This is a genomic window from Roseixanthobacter finlandensis, from assembly GCF_043195105.2.
In the GTDB taxonomy this organism is placed as follows: Bacteria; Pseudomonadota; Alphaproteobacteria; order Rhizobiales; family Xanthobacteraceae; genus NCEH01.
This window is the reverse complement of record NZ_CM195536.1, coordinates 1,959,254-1,978,794: the sequence shown is the minus strand read 5'-3', so window position 1 is coordinate 1,978,794 and position 19,541 is coordinate 1,959,254. Positions and strand designations below refer to the sequence as shown.

The 19,541-nt window shown below is 64.4% G+C and carries 15 protein-coding genes and 2 pseudogenes; 10 read left to right on the top strand and 7 right to left on the bottom strand.

Features of this window, described 5'->3' with window-relative positions; translation table 11 throughout:
* Window positions 1–140 precede the first annotated feature (140 nt).
* On the top strand, window positions 141–2,117 hold the full coding sequence (locus V5G24_RS09110; protein WP_394085601.1) for a YgiQ family radical SAM protein: 1,977 nt from the start codon (window positions 141–143) through the stop codon (window positions 2,115–2,117).
* Window positions 2,118–2,146: 29 nt separating this feature from the next.
* Here the strand turns inward: V5G24_RS09110 and V5G24_RS09105 are convergent, their stop codons facing one another.
* Window positions 2,147–3,619 (bottom strand): RsmB/NOP family class I SAM-dependent RNA methyltransferase, encoded by a 1,473-nt coding sequence (locus tag V5G24_RS09105; protein ID WP_394085602.1) that lies wholly within the window; start codon window positions 3,617–3,619, stop codon window positions 2,147–2,149.
* 28 nt (window positions 3,620–3,647) lie between these two features.
* Here V5G24_RS09105 and V5G24_RS09100 point away from each other — a divergent pair, with 28 nt between their 5' ends.
* From V5G24_RS09100 to V5G24_RS09080, 5 genes and pseudogenes are all read left to right on the top strand, one after another.
* On the top strand, window positions 3,648–5,120 hold the full coding sequence (locus V5G24_RS09100) for a protein adenylyltransferase SelO (RefSeq protein ID WP_394085514.1): 1,473 nt from the start codon (window positions 3,648–3,650) through the stop codon (window positions 5,118–5,120).
* 633 nt (window positions 5,121–5,753) lie between these two features.
* A complete protein-coding gene (locus V5G24_RS09095; RefSeq protein ID WP_394085515.1) occupies window positions 5,754–6,062 on the top strand; it encodes a hypothetical protein in 309 nt (102 codons plus the stop codon).
* A gap of 88 nt (window positions 6,063–6,150) precedes the next feature.
* A complete protein-coding gene (locus tag V5G24_RS09090) occupies window positions 6,151–6,810 on the top strand; it encodes a class I mannose-6-phosphate isomerase (protein ID WP_394085516.1) in 660 nt (219 codons plus the stop codon).
* Window positions 6,756–7,386, top strand: a pseudogene (locus tag V5G24_RS09085) (glycosyltransferase); the annotation flags it as partial. The gene V5G24_RS09090 and the pseudogene V5G24_RS09085, both read left to right, overlap by 55 nt.
* Window positions 7,387–7,610: 224 nt before the next feature.
* Window positions 7,611–7,799 (top strand): annotated as a pseudogene (locus V5G24_RS09080) (glycoside hydrolase family 130 protein); the annotation flags it as partial.
* Window positions 7,800–7,819: 20 nt separating this feature from the next.
* Here the strand turns inward: V5G24_RS09080 and V5G24_RS09075 are convergent.
* The 5 genes from V5G24_RS09075 to istA form a co-directional block, all read right to left on the bottom strand.
* Window positions 7,820–8,083 carry a DUF1488 family protein gene (locus V5G24_RS09075; protein ID WP_394085517.1) on the bottom strand — a complete coding sequence of 88 codons (264 nt, stop codon included), beginning with the start codon at window positions 8,081–8,083 and terminating at the stop codon, window positions 7,820–7,822.
* Between the two features lie 71 nt (window positions 8,084–8,154).
* Window positions 8,155–9,420: a D-amino acid dehydrogenase gene (locus tag V5G24_RS09070; RefSeq protein ID WP_394085518.1), complete on the bottom strand. Its 1,266-nt coding sequence runs from the start codon at window positions 9,418–9,420 to the stop codon at window positions 8,155–8,157.
* Between the two features lie 12 nt (window positions 9,421–9,432).
* Window positions 9,433–10,497: an alanine racemase gene (gene alr, locus V5G24_RS09065; RefSeq protein ID WP_394085603.1), complete on the bottom strand. Its 1,065-nt coding sequence runs from the start codon at window positions 10,495–10,497 to the stop codon at window positions 9,433–9,435.
* A gap of 322 nt (window positions 10,498–10,819) precedes the next feature.
* On the bottom strand, window positions 10,820–11,575 hold the full coding sequence (gene istB / locus V5G24_RS09060; RefSeq protein WP_394016433.1) for an IS21-like element ISPve1 family helper ATPase IstB: 756 nt from the start codon (window positions 11,573–11,575) through the stop codon (window positions 10,820–10,822).
* Window positions 11,572–13,059: an IS21 family transposase gene (gene istA, locus V5G24_RS09055; protein WP_394046890.1), complete on the bottom strand. Its 1,488-nt coding sequence runs from the start codon at window positions 13,057–13,059 to the stop codon at window positions 11,572–11,574. Before istA ends, istB begins: the two co-directional genes overlap by 4 nt.
* 91 nt (window positions 13,060–13,150) lie before the next feature.
* Here istA and V5G24_RS09050 point away from each other — a divergent pair, with 91 nt between their 5' ends.
* A complete protein-coding gene (locus tag V5G24_RS09050; protein WP_509292304.1) occupies window positions 13,151–13,627 on the top strand; it encodes an ABC transporter substrate-binding protein in 477 nt (158 codons plus the stop codon).
* 35 nt (window positions 13,628–13,662) lie between these two features.
* Here the strand turns inward: V5G24_RS09050 and V5G24_RS09045 are convergent, their stop codons facing one another.
* On the bottom strand, window positions 13,663–14,388 hold the full coding sequence (locus tag V5G24_RS09045) for a GntR family transcriptional regulator (RefSeq protein ID WP_394085523.1): 726 nt from the start codon (window positions 14,386–14,388) through the stop codon (window positions 13,663–13,665).
* 271 nt (window positions 14,389–14,659) lie between these two features.
* Between V5G24_RS09045 and V5G24_RS09040 the strand changes: the two genes are divergently transcribed.
* From V5G24_RS09040 to V5G24_RS09030, 3 genes are all read left to right on the top strand, one after another.
* Window positions 14,660–16,036 carry an aspartate aminotransferase family protein gene (locus V5G24_RS09040; protein WP_394085524.1) on the top strand — a complete coding sequence of 459 codons (1,377 nt, stop codon included), beginning with the start codon at window positions 14,660–14,662 and terminating at the stop codon, window positions 16,034–16,036.
* Window positions 16,037–16,123: 87 nt separating this feature from the next.
* Entirely contained in the window at window positions 16,124–17,716 is a 1,593-nt protein-coding gene (locus tag V5G24_RS09035; RefSeq protein WP_394085525.1) for a gamma-glutamyltransferase family protein, read from the top strand.
* Between the two features lie 1,107 nt (window positions 17,717–18,823).
* Window positions 18,824–19,468: a hypothetical protein gene (locus V5G24_RS09030; RefSeq protein WP_394085526.1), complete on the top strand. Its 645-nt coding sequence runs from the start codon at window positions 18,824–18,826 to the stop codon at window positions 19,466–19,468.
* Window positions 19,469–19,541: the final 73 nt, after the last annotated feature.

Below are 19,541 nucleotides of genomic sequence, written 5' to 3'. Positions count from 1 at the left end.
GGAAGCGAGGCGCCGAACCGGGCGCGCCTTCCGCGACGGCACGGCTTTGGTTGAATTCACGATGCCCGCGCCTTATGCGTGGCGCCATGGATACCCTGGCCCACGCCGAAAAAACCTCGACCGCCCTGCCGGCCCTGCGGATGCATTCCGGCTCGGCGGCGCCGTTCCTGCCCATGAGCCGCGCCGAGATGACGGCGCTCGGCTGGGACACCTGCGACATCGTGCTGATCACGGGCGATGCCTATGTGGATCATCCGAGCTTCGGCATGGCGATCATCGGCCGGCTGCTGGAGGCCCAGGGATTCCGCGTCGGCATCATAGCCCAGCCCGATTGGCAGTCGGCGGAGCCGTTCAAGGCGCTGGGCAAGCCGAACCTGTTCTTCGGCGTCACCGGCGGCAATCTGGACTCGATGGTGAACCGCTACACTTCGGACCGCCGGCTGCGCCATGACGATGCCTATACGGCGGGCGGCGAAGGCGGCAAGCGGCCGGATCGCTGCACCATCGTCTATACCCAGCGCTGCCGCGAGGCGTTCAAGGATGTGCCGATCGTGCTCGGCGGCATCGAAGCCTCGCTGCGCCGCATCGCCCATTATGATTATTGGTCCGACAAAGTGCGCCGCTCGATCCTGGCGGACGCCAAAGCGGATCTGCTGATCTATGGCAATGCCGAGCGCGCCGTGGTCGAGGTCGCGAACCGCCTCGCCGCCGGAGAAGCGCCGCGCGAGCTGGAATCCATCCGCGGCGTGGCGCTGTTTCGCAAGGTGCCTGAGCATTACACGGAACTGCACGCGGACGATCTCGACTCCGCCGACGAGGCGGCCGCCCGCCATCCCGGAGACACTGTAATCCGCCTGCCGTCCTATGAACAGGTGGAGCAGGACAAGGAAGCCTATGCCCGCGCCTCGCGCGTGCTGCACCGGGAGGCCAATCCCGGCAATGCGCGCCCGCTCGTCCAGCGCCACGGCGACCGCGACCTGTGGCTGAACCCGCCGCCCATTCCGCTGACCTCCGACGAGATGGACGCGGTCTACGACCTGCCCTATGCCCGCGCGCCGCATCCCTCCTATGGCGACGCGAAGATTCCCGCCTGGGACATGATCAAATTCTCGGTGACCGTGATGCGCGGCTGCTTTGGCGGCTGCACCTTCTGTTCCATCACCGAGCACGAGGGCCGCATCATCCAGAACCGCTCGGAAGGCTCGATCCTGCGCGAAATCGAGCTGATCCGGGACAAGACGCCGGGATTTACGGGCGTGATCTCGGATATCGGCGGGCCCACCGCCAATATGTACCGCATGGCGTGCAAGGACCCGAAGATCGAGGCGGCCTGCCGGCTGCCGTCATGCGTGTTTCCCGACATCTGCCCGAACCTCAACACCTCGCACGACGATCTGATCCGCCTCTATCGCAAGGTGCGCGAGGTGGATGGCGTCAAGAAGGTGATGGTCGCATCCGGCGTGCGCTATGATCTGGCGGTGACGAGCCCCGAATATATCAAGGAGCTGGTGACCCATCACGTCGGCGGCTATCTGAAGATCGCGCCCGAACATACCGAGCGCGGCCCGCTCGACAAGATGATGAAGCCGGGCATCGGCACCTATGACCGCTTCAAGGAGATGTTCGAGGAAGCGGCAAAGCAGGCCGGCAAGAAATACTATCTGATCCCGTATTTCATCGCCGCGCATCCGGGCACGACCGACGAGGACATGATGAACCTCGCGCTCTGGCTCAAGAAGAACCGCTATCGCGCCGACCAGGTGCAGACCTTCCTGCCGTCCCCGATGGCCACGGCCACCGCCATGTATCACACCGGCATCAACACGCTGCGCGGCGTGCGGCGCGGGGCCAGCGACCAGGTGGAGACCATCAAGGGCGGACGGCAGCGGCGGCTGCACAAGGCGTTCCTGCGCTACCACGATCCCGACAATTGGCCGCTTCTGCGCGAGGCGCTGAAGGAGATGGGCCGCTCCGATCTCATCGGCTCGCGCCCGGATCAGCTGGTGCCGACCTTTCAGCCGCCAGGAACCGGCAAGGCCGCCGGCACGAAACGCCCCACGAGCCGCCCCATCGGCGCGCAGCGCTTCACCACCAAGGGCGTTCCCATAAGAAAGTGAACGTCCGCGTGGGCCGGCGGCGCCCGCGCTCAGTCAGCGGCGGGCATGTCCTCACGCTGCAGGACGGCGGCGAAAAAGCCGTCGGTCTCGTGGCGTGCCGGCGTCAGCGCCAGATGGTCGGGATGCGCCGAAACGCCCAGCTGCGGCGCCGCCTCGCGCACGGGCACCACGTGAAACGCCGGATGCGCCGCGAGGAAAGCGGCCACCTGCTCTTCGTTTTCCTCCGCCAGCAGGGAGCATGTGGCATAGACCAGCCGCCCGCCCGGCTTCACCAGCCGCGCCGCGCTGGCGAGAATCTCGGCTTGCAGCGGCAGGAGGTTGTCCAATCCGGGCCCAAGCGCGCGCCAGCGTGCATCGGGATTGCGCCGCCACGTGCCGGTGCCGCTGCACGGCGCATCCACCAGCACGCGATCGAACGCGCCCTTGTGGCGTTTCACCCAGCGATCCCGTTCGCTGGCGAGAAGGCGGGTCTCGATATTGTGCAAGCCCGCGCGGCGAAACCGCTCGGCGCTGCGCTTCAGGCGCGCGGCTGAGACGTCGCAGGCCATGACGTGGCCCTTGTTCGCCATCTGCGCGGCGATCGCCAGCGTCTTGCCGCCGGCCCCGGCGCAGAAATCGACCACGCGTTCGCCCGCGCGGGCGTCCACCAGCAGCGCGACCAGCTGCGAGCCCTCGTCCTGAATCTCGACCTCGCCGGTCTTCAGCATCGGCAGGCGCGCCAAGGCGGGCCGCTCCTTCACGCGGATTCCATACGGCGCCAGCGGCGCGGGCTCGGCCTGCAGGCCAAGATCCCGCAGCGCGCCCAGCATTTGCGCGCGCGTCGACTTGAGCGGATTGACTCGCAGATCAAGCGGGGCGGGCGCCAAAAGCGCGGCCATCTCGGACCCGAAAGCGGCTTGGAACCGCCGCCGCAAATGCGCCGCCGCCCAGGATGGGCACTCCAGACGCACCTCGTCCGGCATGGCCGGATGGTCGATGGTGCAGCCCTGCAATTTCATCAACAGCCCGCGCTCGTTCTCGCTCAGGACTGCGGGCGCGAATTTACCGCCATTGAACAGGCCCTGCACCTGATCGCGCGTCTTGCCGCCATCAAGCACCAGCCAGGCCAGCAGCCGGTTGCGCGGGAGATTTTCGCGCCCATGCTTCGCCAGCCACCAGCCCAGCCGCGCGTGATGCCGCAGCAGCGCATAGAGCAGGTCACAGATAGCACCGCGATCCGTTTCGCCGATATGGCGCCGGACGCGAAACCATGACGAGACGACAGCATCGGCGGGGCGCGCGATGCCATCGACCTCGTGCATCAGATCGAGGGTGGCTTGAAGACGGGCGGCGGGAGTCACGGGAAGAGAGGTCTGGCTGAAAAAACGGCGGCACCATAAGCGAGAGCGGTACCGTTGACCATGGAATCGTGTGCTTGACCGCCGCACAAACCGCCGCACGCGGCGCGGGCGCCGGGCGCCCGTTGTCCGGGTCCTTGTGCGTGCCCATCTATCCTGCACCATCACAAGACGACACCCAGCAGGTCCGGTCATGGCGATTGCATTCGAGAGCACGTACAGTTCGCTTCCAGAAAGCCTGTTCTCACCCGTGGACCCTAGCCCCGTCCGGCAGCCCGCCTTGATCCGACTGAACGAAAAGCTGGCCGACGAACTGGGCCTGGACGCGCAATGGCTGCGCGGCGCCGAAGGGCTCGCGGCCCTTTCCGGCAATGGGGTTCCGGACACATCCAATCCGATCGCGTTGGCCTATGCCGGACATCAGTTCGGCAATTTCGTGCCCCGCCTTGGGGATGGCCGCGCCATCCTCCTGGGCGAGGTCGTGGGCAGGAACGGCAACCGGCGCGACATCCAGCTGAAGGGCGCCGGGCGCACGCCCTATTCCCGTCGCGGCGATGGGCGCGCCGCCCTGGGGCCGGTGCTGCGCGAATATATCGTCAGCGAGGCGATGGCCGCGCTCGGCGTGCCGACCACGCGCGCCTTGGCTGCCGTTGCCACGGGCGACCGGGTCCAGCGCGAGACCGGGCTTCCCGGCGCGGTTCTCACCCGCGTCGCGGCCAGTCACATCCGGGTGGGAACGTTCCAATATGCGGCGGGACTGGGCGACGTCGAGGGCCTGAAAAGCCTCGCGGACTATGTCATCGCGCGGCATTATCCCGACGCCGCCGAGGCGGACAATCGCCACCTTGCCCTGCTCGATCATATCGTGCGCGCCCAAGCCAGCCTGATTGCGCACTGGATGTCGCTCGGCTTCATCCACGGCGTGATGAACACCGACAACATGGCGGTCTCGGGCGAGACCATCGATTACGGCCCCTGTGCCTTCCTGGACGCCTACGACCCCGCCAAGGTGTACAGTTCGATCGACGAGTTCGGCCGATACGCTTACGGCAACCAGCCCCGCATCGCGGTGTGGAACTTGGCGCGACTCGCCGAAGCGCTGCTGCCCCTCATCGACGCGGACGCCGACCGCGCAATTGCCTCCACCGAAGAGGTGCTGAGGGGGTTCGCACCGAGGTTCGAGGAAGCCCATCTTGGCCGCATGCGGGCAAAGCTCGGGCTCGCCACCGCCGTGGCGGAGGATGCCGGCCTCATCGACGACCTGCTGGCGACCATGCACGAAGGACGCGCCGACTTCACCCTAACCTTCCGCGCCCTGTCTCAGCACGCGAGCGACGACGGCATTCCCGCCGATCTCGCCGGCCTGTTCGCCGATCCGGAGCGGCTCACGGCCTGGTACGACCGATACAGGGATCGCCTGCGGCAGGAGCCGCTCTCTCCCGATGACAGGACGCAGGCCATGAGAGCGGTCAATCCACGCTTCATCCCGCGCAATCATCGGATCGAAGCGGTCATCCGCGCCGCCGTGACCGATGGCGATTATGCGCCCTTCCACGATCTCGTCGCGACCCTTGCCGCGCCTTTTTCGGACCAGCCCGGCAAGGAGCTTCATGCAACCCCGCCGGCCCCCGAGGAAGAGGTCCTGCGCACCTTCTGCGGCACGTGAGGCTGTCGCGCGCGCCTATGCCGAACCGGCTGCCGGCTTGCGGCCGACGCTGATCGGCCGGCCATGTCGGCTCGACATTCAGGATTCCCAAGGCAACAGAATGCTGATTCATAGGGCACCGTATTTTGCACGGAGCTCGACGATGGCCGCGATCCGAAGCGTCCGGTTCTCGATCCCGCAGCGCGGTGGGTGACGGGGCTTAAGGGTCAGTCAGGATTGGCGTTGGCTCATAAAGGGAACTTTTTGCCCGGTGTAAATGTTAAACTCGCTGGATCGATGAAAGAAAATGCTGGAATCTGAAATAGTAAGCCCATTTATACTTCTGAATGATTTTATGATGAATTATATCATATTATTAGTTGAATCCTTGTAACTTTACTATTTACGACTATCTCTGATCATAAGATTTCCGAATTTCCGAGCGCGTTTTTTCCGTCAGACAGATGGATTCTGGTGGGAGTTTGGCAGACACGCGCTTTCGCCCACCCTCGCGTACCGCGCCTTTCCTGATTTTGTTGCCGCCCTCGCAAATCGGACGCGCGACGGAGCGGTGCTACCTGGATCGCCGTCGAAAGAAGCGATGTCGTATCCATGGAAGCTAAGAAATTTATCCAATGTAGTGGAGTGTTTACCATGCGCTATATCGGTGGAGTTGCGGGCGAGGGCGTGCTGAGATGCGACGGGCAGGAAATAGGTCGCGCGACCTATGACTTCGACAGCTTCTTCAATGCACCCGTCGGCATCACCAGTTCTGGGGAAATCCGGCTTTCGCCGGCGGCCCTGCGTGGAGTGTTCGGTCGTCGGGTGGTTCAACTACTGACCGACGACGGGCGCCTGCTGAACCTGACCTTTTCCGATAAGGAGCTGCGTCTGGAGAGCGATGCAGCCCATGTGGACGTCACCGGCGACATTTCGTCCGCTGCGCCGAACCGGCGTCACTGACCGCTGCGGCTGGCGCATCGCGCCAAACGAATGAACATGCCCGGTCTCAGATCGTCCCGATCTCAGCGGCACGGTCAAGGAGACGATCATGGCAATCGAACGGGCCTTTATGCGCGTGGTTCGCAAGCCATGGGGCAGCAGCGACCTGCTGCCGTGGCGCGCCATCCCGCCTGTCGACGGCGCCGTCGGCGAACTCTGGTTCGAGCGCGCCGATTCGCATGCGCCCGAGACGGCGCTGCTGCTCAAACTGGTGTTCACCACTCAGCCCCTGTCGATCCAAGTGCATCCCGATGATGCGTTTGCGCGCTCCCTCGGCCAGGACCACGGCAAGGCGGAAGCCTGGTACTTCCTCTCCGCCCGGCCCGGCGCACAGGTGGCCATCGGCCTCAACGGCCCGCTTACGCCGCCGCAATTGCGCACCGTGATCGAAGATCGCTGCATCGCCGAGCGCATCCAATGGTGCGACGTGCTCAAGGGCGATGTGGTCTGCATCCCCGCCGGAACCATCCATGCGATCGGAGCCGGCCTCGTCGTCGCCGAAATCCAACGGCGCAGCGACGTGACCTTTCGCCTTTTCGACTATGGCCGCACACGCGTGAACTGCATGCTGACCAGGCGGTCGCCGCAACGCAAATGGCTCCCCTTTCCCCGCAAGCGGCGCCGCGCAAGACGCGGGTTCGCCGGTCATTCGATCATTCGGTCATTCTCACGTTCGGCCTCCTGTCTCCCAACAAGGGGGTCGAGGTGATGATTGATGCGATCCCGGCGATCCTGAAGCGGCGGCCGGATGCCGTCTATGTGGTGCTTGGCGCAACCCATCCCAATCTCGTGCGCACGCAAGGCGAAGCCTATCGCGAGAGCCTGGTGGCGCGGGTGCGGGCACTTGGCGTCGAGGGACACGTGGTGTTTCTCGACCAGTTCGTGGACCAGCCGACCCTGCTCGACTTCATCTCCGTGTGCGATGTCTATGTGACGCCGTACCTGAACGAAGCGCAGATGACCTCCGGCACCGGCTTACAGCTTCGGCCTCGGCAAAGCAGTGGTCTCCACCCCCTATTGGCACGCGCGGGAACTTCTCGCCGCCGGCCGGGGCGCACTCGTGCCCTTTGGCGATTCCTCCGCCATCGGCGCGGAAATCGCCGATCTTCTGACCGATGACGCGCGGCGTGAGGCCATGCGCCAGCGCGCCTGTGCCGGCAGCCGTTCCATGACGTGGGAGCGCACCGCCGAACGCTATATCTCCACCTTCGAGAGCACGCGGCGCGCGCATCGCCTGGATGTCATCGCCCGGTGCACTTATGGTGCGCCGGCGCGTGAAAACCGGGGCGGAGAATCCGTCGTGTCGTTCGCCCTGAGCGTGGTAGAGCTGCGCCAGCTTGCCCAGCTGCGCGGCGAGCAAACACAGGCAGCCTCGTTTCGCGCCTTGAGCGCCCGATCGCGAACCATCAACCGAACCGAGGCCGCCGTGTCCCACCCCATGGTTTTGAACCGGCAGGCGCTCTACCTGCATCCGGACGCTGCGCGCGTGGTCGTGCGGCCCTTCAAGGTGCTCGCGCGCGCGAGCCGCTGGTGCGGCCCGAACCGTGCGAGCGCGAGGGCCATGTACCGAATGTTGTCTATACGTGCGGCGCGATGCGCCACAAGGACCAGATCATCCTGCCCTATGCGGTGTCCGACACCTTCTCGAACTTCGCCACCATCAGGATCTCGGATCTGATGCGTCTCATGGAAGGGTAAGGGTCTGCGCGGGCGGGCTTTTAGAAGTCCGCCGCCGACAGACGGTGATGGCTCTGGCGGCGCTTGGCATAAGCGCTGGTCGCGACCTTCTGAATGCGGACGCGATTGCCGTCGAAGACCCGCAGCAGGGACTCTTCATCCTCCCGCACGTCGGACTTGATGCGGCGCAGCGCCCCCGTCTCCACCTGGAAGGCGACTTCGAAGGCACCGTCATAGCCCCAGAAGCAGACGCAGTTCCGCGCCATGTCGAGGCTGCGGCTCACGTTTGGGAAATTAAGCGCCATAATTGCTTCCACTCATGGTCCGAGCTTGCCGCCTGAGGCAGGATTGGCGTGCGGCAGCGAGGGCTCCGGCCTCAAGCGGCGGCCCCATAGCGGTCGAGGGCCAGATCTGCATGAATGATCGCGGGCGGCTTGCCGGAGATGATGTCCGCGATCAGGCTTCCCGAACCGCAAGCCATCGTCCAGCCCAAGGTGCCGTGGCCGGTGTTGGTGAACAGGTTGGCGAAGCTGGTCCCGCCGATAATCGGCGTGCCGTCGGGTGTCATGGGCCTGAGCCCGGTCCAGAACGTCGCCCGTTCCAGGTCGCCCCCGTTCGGATAGAGATCGAAAACGGAATGAATGAGCGTTTGGCGGCGAGGTTCGCGGAGAGAAAGATCGAACCCCGCCAACTCCGCGGTGCCGCCGACGCGGATGCGGTCGCCGAGGCGCGTGATGGCGACCTTGTAGGTTTCGTCCATGACGGTGGAAACCGGTGCCCCTGCCGGATCCACGATGGGCAGCGTGATGGAATAGCCCTTCACCGGATAGACCGGCAGCATGAGACCGAGCGGCCGCAGCAGGCCGGGCGTATAGCTGCCCATGGCGGCGACATAAACGTCGGCGGTCACCATTTCTCCGCCGGCCAGGGCGACGCCGGTCACGCGGTTCGCGTCCTTCCGCAGGGCCTCGATCGCGACTCCATAGCGGAAACGCACCCCCAGTTTCTCGGCGAGGGCGGCGAGCGCCTGCGTGAACAGGTGGGCGTCGCCCGTCTCGTCGCCCGGCAGGCGCAGGCCGCCCACGAACTTCTCCCTGACCCGCGCGAGGGCGGGCTCGGCAGCGATGCATCCGGCCGGGTCGAGCAGGTCGTAGGGAACGCCGTGCGCATCCAGCACCCGGGTGTCGTCATGCACGTGATCGAGCTGCTGTTGGGTGCGGAACAGCTGGAGCGTTCCCTTGGCGCGCTCGTCATAGGCGATGCCGGTCTGCGCCCGCAGCTCCTTCAGCTTATCGCGGCTGTATTCGGCGAGCCGGACCATGCGTCCCTTGTTGCGCGCATAGGCCTGCTCGGTGCAGTTGGCGAGCATCCGCGCAACCCAGGCATAGAGGTGCGGGTCCATACCCGGCCGCACCACCAGCGGGCTGTGGCGCATGAGAAGCCATTTCAGTGCCTTCACTGGAATGCCCGGAGCCGCCCATGGCGCGGAATAGCCCGGCGAGACCTGCCCGGCATTGGCGAAGCTGGTCTCCATGCCCGCGGCCGGCTGGCGGTCGAGCACCTCGACCTCATGGCCGGCTTGGGCAAGATAATAGGCCGAGGCCACGCCGACGACGCCGGCTCCCAGGATGAGAATGCGCATGGAGATGTTCCTTCACCCGCCGACATAGCGGCGATGAAAACGGCGACCGAGGCTGGTCAGGATTTCGTAGCCAATGGTGCCGGCCTCGGCGGCAACCGCATCCACGGGCTGGTGGGGGCCAATGAGCTCCACCAGTGCGCCCGGGCCGAGGTCGTCGGGGCTAAGCGCGCTCGCATCGAACACGGCGCTATCCATGGAGATCCGCCCCACCTGGGGCAGGCGATGTTCGCCGAACCAGGCGGCACCGTGATTGGAGGCGCTTCTGAGGTAACCGTCCGCATAGCCCACCGCGACGGTTGCAAGCCGCATCATGGTGTCGGCGTGGGCGGTGTGGCCATAGCCGATGCCGGCGCCGGCCTCGACCGTCCGCACCTGCACGACACGGCCTTCCAGGCGGACCACCTGCAGCATGGGATTCGCGCCGGGTTGGGGGGAGATGCCGTAGAGCGCAGCCCCCGGACGCACCATGTCGAAGCCGTATTGCGGGCCGAGAAAGATACCGGAAGACGCGGCCAAGCTCGCAGGCACGCCGGGAAACAGCATCCGCAATCGGTTGAAGTCATTGAGTTGAGCAGCGTTCGCCGGGTGGTGCGGGTCGTCGGCGCAGGCCAGATGGCTCATCACCAATTGAAGCTTGAACGCATCCAGCGTCGCTGCTTCCTCGATGAGGCGGCGGGTCTCCTCGGCCGAGAGCCCGAACCGGGACATGCCGGAATCGACCTGCAGGATCGCATCGAGCCTGCGTCCGAGCCGCCGCGCGCAGGCCGCCCAGCTTTCCGCCTGGGCGGGACCATTGATCACCGGCACGAGGTCGCAAGCGGCGAAGTCGTCTTCGGTTCCCGGCAAAGGCCCCGTAAGAACCGCGATGGAGGCCGCTTCGCCCAATAACGGACGTAGAACCAGGGCCTCTTCCAGATGCGCGACGAAGAAATGCCGGCATCCGGCGCGGAATAACGCTGGGGCGACTTCGGCAACACCAAGCCCGTACGCGTCCGCCTTCACCACTGCGGCCACCGCGGCGGGAGCGGCGCGGCGACGCAAGAGGGTGTAGTTTTGGACAATGGCGGAAAGGTCCACCGTCAACGTGCCACCGGCCCGCCTCTCGTCGTCGGCGGGCGGAAATGGCAAAGCGAAACCCGCGGGGGCATTCATAGCGAAACGGCCATCACGTTGTCGGAGAGGGAAATTCGTGTGCCGGCACCGGCGCCGGGCTACTTAAACGGTAGTTCGAATAATCGCCGATGTCAACGGCGGCGCAAAAGTCGACCACGGCGGCGGAGCAAAACCAGGCCAGTTGGTGAGGATGTGCGCCATGGCGCGCGCGCTTCCCACATAGCTGGCGCGTGCCATGGCGCGCTGGCCCGTCAGGGCCAGTAGTTGTAAGATGCCTGGATCTTGATCAGCGCCGCTTGCGGGCAGTGCTGTTGGCGAGGCGGTAACTTTCGCCGTTCATCTCGAGGATGCTGACGTGGTGGGTCAATCGGTCGAGCAGTGCGCCGGTCAGGCGCTCCGAGCCGAATGTCTCGGTCCATTCATCGAAGGGCAGATTGCTTGTGATGAGGGTCGATCCGCGCTCATAGCGCTGCGAGATCAGTTCGAACAGCAACTCGGCACCCGTTTTCGACAGGGGCACGAAGCCGAGCTCGTCGATGATGAGAAGCTTGTAACCGGCCATCTGCTTCTGGAAGCGCAGCAGGCGGCGCTCATCGCGGGCCTCCATCATCTCGCTGACCAGCGCTGCGGCGGTGGTGAAGCCAACCGAGAGGCCCTTCTGACAAGCGGCCCGCCCGATGCCGAGGGCGACATGGGTCTTGCCGGTGCCGGACGGGCCGAGGGCAATGACATTCTCGCGCCGTTCGATCCATTCGCACCGGGCCAGTTCCAGCACCTGCATCTTGTTCAGCTTCGGAATGGCCGCAAAGTCGAAGCTGTCCAGGCTTTTGACGGCCGGGAACTTCGCGGCCTTGATGCGCCGCTCGACCATTCGCCTTTCCCGGTCGATCAGTTCGAGTTCGACAAGCCGTGCCAGGTATCGGACATGGTCCAGCCCTTCCGCCGCGCATTGGCGGGCCAGCTTTTGATGTTCGCGCAGGAAGGTCGGCAGCTTCAGCGCTTTGAGGTGATGGGCGAGCAGGATTTCCGGGGCATCACTCATGCCGCATCATCCGACAGCAGCCGCATGTAAGACCCGGCCTTGGTCTTCTCGACCATCGCCTTCGGCAGGTAGGGATAGCAGTCGAGGTCCAGTCGCGGCGGACGACGCTCCACCCGGCACAGGAGAAGATGCTTCACCGCATCGAAGCTGAGCGCCCCCATCCGAAGAGCCTGGAGCACTGCCGCCCGCACGTCCGCCAGATCGAAGGCCTCCAACAGCCGCAGGACCTGAACATATTCGCGCCGACCCTGTCGGTTCATCCGCACCTCCATCAGGCGGCGCAAGGTGGCGAACTCCTCCGGCAGGTCCCAGCCCTGTAACGGGGCGGCTTGATCCAACGCATTGATCTTCTGCTCGATCAGCGGGAGGTAATGGATCGGGTTGAAGACCAGTTCGTCGCGATCCCAGCATCGGGGATGGCGGGCGATCACCTCGCCCCGGCAGCCAATCACCACCTCATGGATATAGCCCCGGATCCAGACATCCTGGTGGCCGTATGCAACCGGCACCGAGTAGTCGTTGGTCTTGTAGCGCACCAGAGATTGCGACGAGACCCGGCCGTTGTCCTGATCGCAGGCATCGAACGGCGCCGCCGGGAGGGCGCGCATCGCAGCAAGGTCACGCTGCAATCTCTCACCGATCGTCTCGCTTTCGCCGCGCAGGACTGCGCGCTGACGCTTGCGGCACTGCTCCTCCAGCCACAGATTGAACGCGTCCCAAGTGGCGAACTCCGGTAGCGGCACCATGAAGTTGCGCCGAGAGTAGCCCACCAGGCCTTCGACATTCCCCTTGTCGTTGCCCTTGCCCGGCCGGCCATAGCGATCCCGGATCAGGTAGTGCGACAGGAACCCGCTGAACAGCGAGGCACGCTTTCTGGTTCCATCCGGCAGGATCTTCGCCACCAGGCACCGGTCGTTGTCGTAGAGCACAGACTGGGGAACCGCACCGAAGAACGCGAAGGCATGGATATGGCCATCCACCCAGGCCTCGGCCACCGCTGCAGGATAACCCCGGACGTAACAGCCATCGCTGTGCGGGAGGTCCAGCACGAAGAAGTGTGCCTTCTGCTCGACCCCGCCGATCCGGACCAGGGCTTCGCCGAAGTCGGCCTGAGCGTGGCCCGGCGGATGCGACAGCGGCACGAACACCTCCTGGCCACGTCGCTCACGTTCCCGGATGTAATCCTTGATGATCGTATAGCCGCCGGTGAAGCCACACTCATCGCGAAGCCGGTCGAACACCCGCTTCGCCGTATGCCGCTGCTTGCGTGGCATGATCCGGTCAGCCTCCAACCACCCCTCGATGATCGGGATAAACGGATCGAGCTTCGGGCGGCGGACTTCGACCGTTCGACGGTAGCCGGGCGGAACCGAAAACGACATCATCTTCCGAACCGTGTCCCGCGACACATTAAACACCCGTGCCGCTTCCCGCTGGCTCATGCCCTCCGCACAAGCCTGACGAACTCTCAGATATAGCTCCACGCTGTAAATCCCCACGCCCTCCCTGCTGCCGCAGAAAGGGAAAACTGGACGACTTTTAAGCCGCCCGCAGCCGCATCATGCCGCCGCTACCGTGGACGAATTTCGCACCGCCGTTCTCAAGCTGCGGCGACTCGACGACTCTGCAATCGCGCGGTTTCCCAGCAATTCCTGGGTCGCGATGGACGATGTCCTGCAGAAGCGCCGGGCCGACATCGTGAACTTCAGCAAGGCCTACGCCATGGGGACCGCCTACGCCATCGCCCATCCCCGCGAGGCCATCAAGATGGTCTATGAGGTCTACCCGCAGACGAAACCGTCCAACATGGAACTGGAGGATGCGGTCACCTACGACATGCCGATCCTGCAGGATCGCATCAATACCTGGCACCTGGACAATCCCGCCACGGACAAATGGGGGAGCGTCGATGTCGCCGCCTTCCAAACCTACATGGACTGGCTCCATCAGTGGGGTCTGTTGCCCGGCAAGGTGGATGCCGCGTCGATCACCACCAACGCGCTGATCGACGATATCAACGCGTTCGACCGCAAGGCGATCGAAACCCCGTAGACGAGACTGGGAGCGAAGATATCGCTCCCAGCCTCTCATCTTGGAATGACGAGCCGCGGGACCATCTGCCTGCGCCGCAGCATCTCCTGGACTTTCGTCATGTTTCGAAGGGAGCCCTGCACGTGATCGCGCGCTGCCTCTGCGGCGGCCGGGGCATCGCGGGCGAGAATGGCGTCCGCGATTGCCTTGTGTTCGGCAAGGTCGGAATCCTCGAAGTCCACCAGCAGGACTTCGAGCCAAAGCGCCATTTGGAGCTGCTGGTAGATCTGGTCGGTCGCCCGGATGAGCGCGTCGTTGCGGGTCGCAGCGGCGATGACCTTGTGGATTTGGAGACCGAGATCGAGATCTTGCGAAGGGCTCGCCAGCTTGTCCTGTCCGCGTTCTCGCAACGCTTCCATTTGCTTGATGATGTCGCGGATGCGGTCGAAGTCTTCCTCGGTCGCGCGCTCGCAGGCGAGTCCAGCCGCGCACACATCGAGTGCCTGCCGGACGATGAGCAAGTCGCACACGGCGGTGACGTCGAGATCGGTCACCACGTAGCCGAGATTGCGCTGGCCGACCACCAGCCCCTCTTCCTCCAGCTTCATGAGGGCTTCTCGCAGCGGTGTGCGGCTGACGCCAAGCCGCTCCGCCAGCCGACTTTCCGAAAGCCGCTCGGACGGGCGGACCTGGCCGGTCAGGATGAGGGTTTTGAGATCGTCATAAGCCTTCTGGCGCAGCGAGTATGGCGCGCCTTTCTTCCGAGCGACCGCCTTGGCCATTCGACCCCTTCAGTGATGTTGCGTGTGTGCCGGGAATGGCGAAACGCTATCCGATCTTCCACGGTGGGCGAAACGAAAATCAGCGCTAAGCCGAGTATGCAATGATGTATGCGATCCTGCAACACGGGCGCCGCCACCGCTGCCTCGCTTCACTGGAGGGCGTTCAGGCTCTTCGACGGCAAGGTGAGAGGTAGACATGCATCCAAAATCGTATACAAGATAGTCGACAATCAATGCCGCCGTGCAGCCTTCCTGGCGGGAGCCATCGAAAATGAATGTGAACGTGAATTCTCTGCAGGCCCGCGATGTCGCCAACATCCTGCATCCCTATACCAATGCGGCGACGCACGCGAAGGAAGGGCCATTGGTCATCACGCGCGGCGACGGCATCTGCGTCATCGACGACGATGGCAACCGCTACATCGAGGGGCTGGGCGGGTTGTTCTGCGCCTCTCTCGGCTTCAGCGAGCAGCGCCTAGTGGACGCGGCGATCCGTCAGATGCGCGAGCTCCCCTTCTACCACACCTTCGGCGGCAAATCGCACGAGGCGGGGATCGAACTGGCCGAGCGACTCATCAAGCTGGCGCCCGTGCCGATGTCGAAGGTGTTCTTCGCCAATTCCGGTTCGGAAGCCAACGATACGGCCATCAAGCTTATCTGGTACTATCACAACGCCATCGGCAAGCCCGAGAAGAAGAAGATCATCTCGCGGGTGCGCGCCTATCACGGCGTCACCGTCGCCACCGCCAGCCTCACCGGCTTGCCGAACAATCACCGGGATTTCGATCTGCCGATTGCCGGCATCCTCCACACCGATTGCCCGAGCTTCTATCGCTACGGTCTGCCCGGCGAAACGGAGGAGGCGTTCGCGACGCGCTGCGCGGATTCCCTTGAGCAGCTCATCCTGAACGAGGGACCGGACACGATCGCCGCCTTCTTCGCCGAGCCCTTGATGGCGTCCGGAGGCAGCATCGTTCCGCCGGCCACCTATTATGAGAAGATCCAGGCGGTCCTGCAGAAGTACGATGTCCTGCTCATCGCCGACGAGGTCATCTGCGGCTTTGGGCGCCTTGGCGCCATGTTCGGCTCGGAGATCTTCGGGCTCAAGCCCGACATGATCTCGATGGCCAAGCAGTTGTCCGCCGCCTACATGCCCATCTCCGCGCTCATGGTGAACGAGAAGATCTATCGTGCCGTGGTGTCGGAGAGCGAAAAGATCGGCACCTTCGGCCACGGCTTCACCTATGGCGGCCATCCGGTCCCCGCGGCCGTGGCCCTGGAGACGTTGAAGATCTACGAGGAGCGCGACATCGTCGGCCACGTGCGAGATGTCATGCCGGTGTTCCAGGAGCGCCTGCGCGCCTTTGCGAGCCATCCCCTGGTGGGTGAAGCGCGCGGCGTCGGGCTCATCGGCGCGCTGGAGCTCGTCAAGGACAAGCAGACCAGGGAGACGTTCGATCCCGCGCTTGGCGTCGCCGCTTATGTGGGCCGGCGCGCGCAGGCCCACGGCGTCATCATCCGGGCCCTCGGGGACACCGTGAACTTGTGCCCGCCGCTCATCATCACCGAGAGCGAGATCGAGGACCTGATGGCGCGCATCAAGCTCGCGCTCGACGACACCTGGGATTGGGTGAAGGCCCAAGGCTAAGCGCCGGCTTCAGCCGGCCGAATGTCCGCCGGGCGCCGCCGGTGCCCGATCCGCCCTTTCATCGATACACACGACAAACGGCATCCCATGAGAGACTTTGAAGCTGGTGGCCGCTCCCTCGCCGTCGGGCGCAAGGGTATGGCGGCGACATCCCATCCCGACGCCACCTTGACGGCGGTGGAGATCCTCAAGGCCGGCGGCAACGCCATGGATGCGGCGATCGCCGCCTGTGCCGTGCAAAGCGTCGTCGAAGCCGGATCGACCGGCATCGGCGGCGACTGCTTCGTGCTCTATTCGCAAAAGGGCTCGACCAACGTCATCGGCTATAACGGCTCCGGCCGCACGCCATCGGCCGCGACGTTCGACTGGTATCGGCAGAACGCAATGACAGCGATCGAGCGCCAGTCGCCCCATGCGGTGACCGTGCCGGGCGCTGTGGAAGCCTGGGCCCGCCTTCTCGCCGACCACGGCCGCATGAGCCTTGCAGAGGTGCTTGCCCCCGCCATCGGGATGGCACGGGACGGCTATGGCATCACCCCACGGGTCGCCAGCGACATCGGCTTCCAGCTCGATCTGCTGCGCCGCGATCCGATGACGCGCCGGATCTTCCTCGACCGCGACGGCGCGCCGGCGGTGGGCAGCGTGCAGCGGCAGCCGGAGCTTGCCGACACGCTGGAGGCCATCGGACGGGAGGGACCCGATGCCTTCTATCGCGGTGCCATCGCCGAGGACATGGTGGCGTTCCTGCGCTCCGTCGGCGGCCTCCACACCAAGGAGGATTTCGCGAACACCGAAGGGGAATATGTGACGCCGGTCACCACCACCTTCCGTGGCCGCACCATCTATGAGTGCCCGCCCAACGGCCAGGGCGTGATCGCGCTTTTGATCCTGAACATCCTGCAGCGCCTCGAACGCAAGCCCGACCCCCTCGACATCGACAATCTGGTGGCGGAAGTGGAAGCCACCCGGCTCGCCTATGCGGCGCGCAATGCCTATATCGCCGACCAGCACACCGCCCACGTGCCCGTGGACTATCTCCTCTCCGAGAAACTCGCCGACGCGCTCGCCGCGCGCATCGACACCGCCTCCGCCATGACGGATCTGCCGGTGTTCGACACGGTGGAGCACAAGGACACGGTCTATATCTCGGTGGTCGATGGCGAGCGCAACGTCGTCTCCTTCATCAATTCCATCTTCCACCCCTACGGCGCCGTTCTGATGGCGCCCAAGTCGGGGGTGCTGTTCCACAATCGCGGCCAGAGCTTTTCGCTGCGGGACGGCCATCCCAATGCCATCGGCCCGAACAAGCGCCCCATGCACACCATCATCCCCGGCATGGCGGCCGAGGGCGGCCGGGTTTCGATGTCATTCGGCGTCATGGGTGGCCATTATCAGGCAACGGGCCACGCCGCGTTTCTGGCGAAGGTGCTCTGGAACGAATTGGACGTGCAAAGCGCCATCGACCTTCCCCGGCTCTTTCCCCAGCTGGGCACCGGCGCGGTCGAGATGGAAGCTCGGCTGCGTACGACGGTGGGTGCCGAATTCGAGCGGCGCGGCTTTAAGGTCTGCGCGCCGCGATGGGCCATAGGCGGCGCACAGGCGATCGCGATCGATTGGGAGGCCGGCACGCTGCTCGGCGGCTCCGACCCGCGCAAGGACGGCTGTGCCCTCGGATATTGAGGGGAGCGCGGTCTCGTAGCGCGGACGCTTGGTCCGTTCTGCAGGGTATTTTTCCCGCGTCGCAGCCATCTTGCGGAGGTCGGCGTTCAAGCATCAGACCATGGTCTGCTTGTGCGAAAGGTTTCGGATGCCGGCCCGATCACGAAGGCGGGCACGGGCGCGCGCACCGGCGTCGGAAAGCCTCCGGGGAAGGAAACCGCGGTCTGACCTGTGCGGCGGGCGAGGTCGTCGCGGCGCTATGGGGATATGACGCCGGCGGCGACGGGTGCGATGCCGAGCGAGAGGCGGATATTAGAGCGCATGACGGAGCCAAGCGGCTTCAGTCGTGTGCCGGTCGCGCGGCAGGGTCTTTGCGGTGCCACGACGCCGATGGACACGGCCTTGCCGACGGCAGAACTCATGCGGCCCCGATGCCCAAGATGGCACTGCCCGTGACAGGAGCCTGGTGCCGGGATCCCTGCAAATAAGGCAGCGATAAAAGCCAACGACTCAAATTGTATCCCTCGGCTTGTATCACCGGGGCTAAGTCATTGATTTATAAGGAAAATGGTGCCAGGGGCGGAATCGAGGTAGTGGATTAAGTCTATGATTTATAACATAAAATGCAGGTAGAAAATTTTTCATGCCTACAGACATGCCTACATTTTTCGCGGCTGCAACTTCGTTAGTTCGGTCCGCAAAAAGCGGAATCCCACTGCATTTCACCGCGTATCTTTGAGAGCCATAGCAGCCTCGCGCGCGCGAGGCCAAGCGATATTGAGCGCCGGGCCGCATTCGGCCGAATCCGATCGTCTGCGAATCGCAGTTCTGCATAAAACCGCGGATCGATCTCCAAAGCCGCTTGGTCTCCAAATATCGGCCATGACTTCCACAAACCACATCGATGATCAGAGATTAGAAACTCCGGACGGGCAAGCGGTGTAACTATAGGCTCAGGTTCTAGAACCAACAAATTCGATCTGACTCGAAGCCAAAGCCTCCCCTTGGCACGAGTTGCTTGACAAAACGACGGTATTATGATACAATACAGAGGCGGAGACTGCCGCCAGCCTCACGAAAGATCGCATCATGACTGTCAAATCTCAGGCCGCTTCCTCCGGCATTCTCGTGCTCTTCAATGCCACGCCGTCCCAAGCCGCAAAGTTCGAAGGTGAGGCCGCCGAAAAGGCGCGCGCTGCTGCCGAGGGCCTCGGCCATCGCTGCGTGACGCTGAACCCGACGAAGGACGCCAAGCTCATTGCCAGCCTGGCACGCGGCGCCTTCGACAAGGAGGGCGTTCCCTTGCTCGGCGCCGTCACGCCCCGCATGGTCAGTGAACTCTCGGCCGTGGCCGAGAGCGCGGCCAAGGCCGCGCCTGTCGTGCAACTGATTCCGAAGGCCGCTGAGGCCAAGGCGGCTGCGAAGGCGGCAACGCCAGCGCCGACTATCGAAACAGCCGCAGAGACGGCCTCGGGCGCCACGGACAAGCCTGTCTCTGGCGTGGCCATCGCATCGCAGAACAGGCTCGACGGCGGCAATCTCGGTGTCGTCAGTAAGGAGGTCGCCGTGGGGCTCTGGCCCGAGATTGCCAGCGGCCACCTCGTGCTGGCGCCCGACTATGAAGAGGGCGAATTCAACGGCTGGTGGCCGGCGGAGGTGATCAATCGCGACGCGACCCGGGCCACGCTCAAATGGCACGGCTTCGACGATCTGCCGGTGATCACGCGGCCGATCAGCCAACTCGCCCTCATGCATCCCGATTGCAAGGCGTGAGCGGCGAGGCCTGCTGAGCCAGACCGAGGGAGAAGGAGGGGCGCAAGCGCCCCTCCCGTCGCCTCGCTGACAC

What these genes read in the sequence shown, in the direction of transcription:
- V5G24_RS09105 (WP_394085602.1), bottom strand. Translation starts at nt 3,619, where the DNA reads ATGGTGCAGGATAGATGGGCACGCACAAGGACCCGGACAACGGGCGCC.
- V5G24_RS09100 (WP_394085514.1), top strand. Translation starts at nt 3,648, where the DNA reads ATGGCGATTGCATTCGAGAGCACGTACAGTTCGCTTCCAGAAAGCCTG.
- V5G24_RS09110 (WP_394085601.1), top strand. Translation starts at nt 141, where the DNA reads ATGCATTCCGGCTCGGCGGCGCCGTTCCTGCCCATGAGCCGCGCCGAG.
- V5G24_RS09075 (WP_394085517.1), bottom strand. Translation starts at nt 8,083, where the DNA reads ATGGCGCTTAATTTCCCAAACGTGAGCCGCAGCCTCGACATGGCGCGG.
- V5G24_RS09040 (WP_394085524.1), top strand. Translation starts at nt 14,660, where the DNA reads ATGAATGTGAACGTGAATTCTCTGCAGGCCCGCGATGTCGCCAACATC.
- V5G24_RS09095 (WP_394085515.1), top strand. Translation starts at nt 5,754, where the DNA reads ATGCGCTATATCGGTGGAGTTGCGGGCGAGGGCGTGCTGAGATGCGAC.
- V5G24_RS09035 (WP_394085525.1), top strand. Translation starts at nt 16,124, where the DNA reads ATGAGAGACTTTGAAGCTGGTGGCCGCTCCCTCGCCGTCGGGCGCAAG.
- V5G24_RS09045 (WP_394085523.1), bottom strand. Translation starts at nt 14,388, where the DNA reads ATGGCCAAGGCGGTCGCTCGGAAGAAAGGCGCGCCATACTCGCTGCGC.
- V5G24_RS09090 (WP_394085516.1), top strand. Translation starts at nt 6,151, where the DNA reads ATGGCAATCGAACGGGCCTTTATGCGCGTGGTTCGCAAGCCATGGGGC.
- istB (WP_394016433.1), bottom strand. Translation starts at nt 11,575, where the DNA reads ATGAGTGATGCCCCGGAAATCCTGCTCGCCCATCACCTCAAAGCGCTG.
- V5G24_RS09070 (WP_394085518.1), bottom strand. Translation starts at nt 9,420, where the DNA reads ATGCGCATTCTCATCCTGGGAGCCGGCGTCGTCGGCGTGGCCTCGGCC.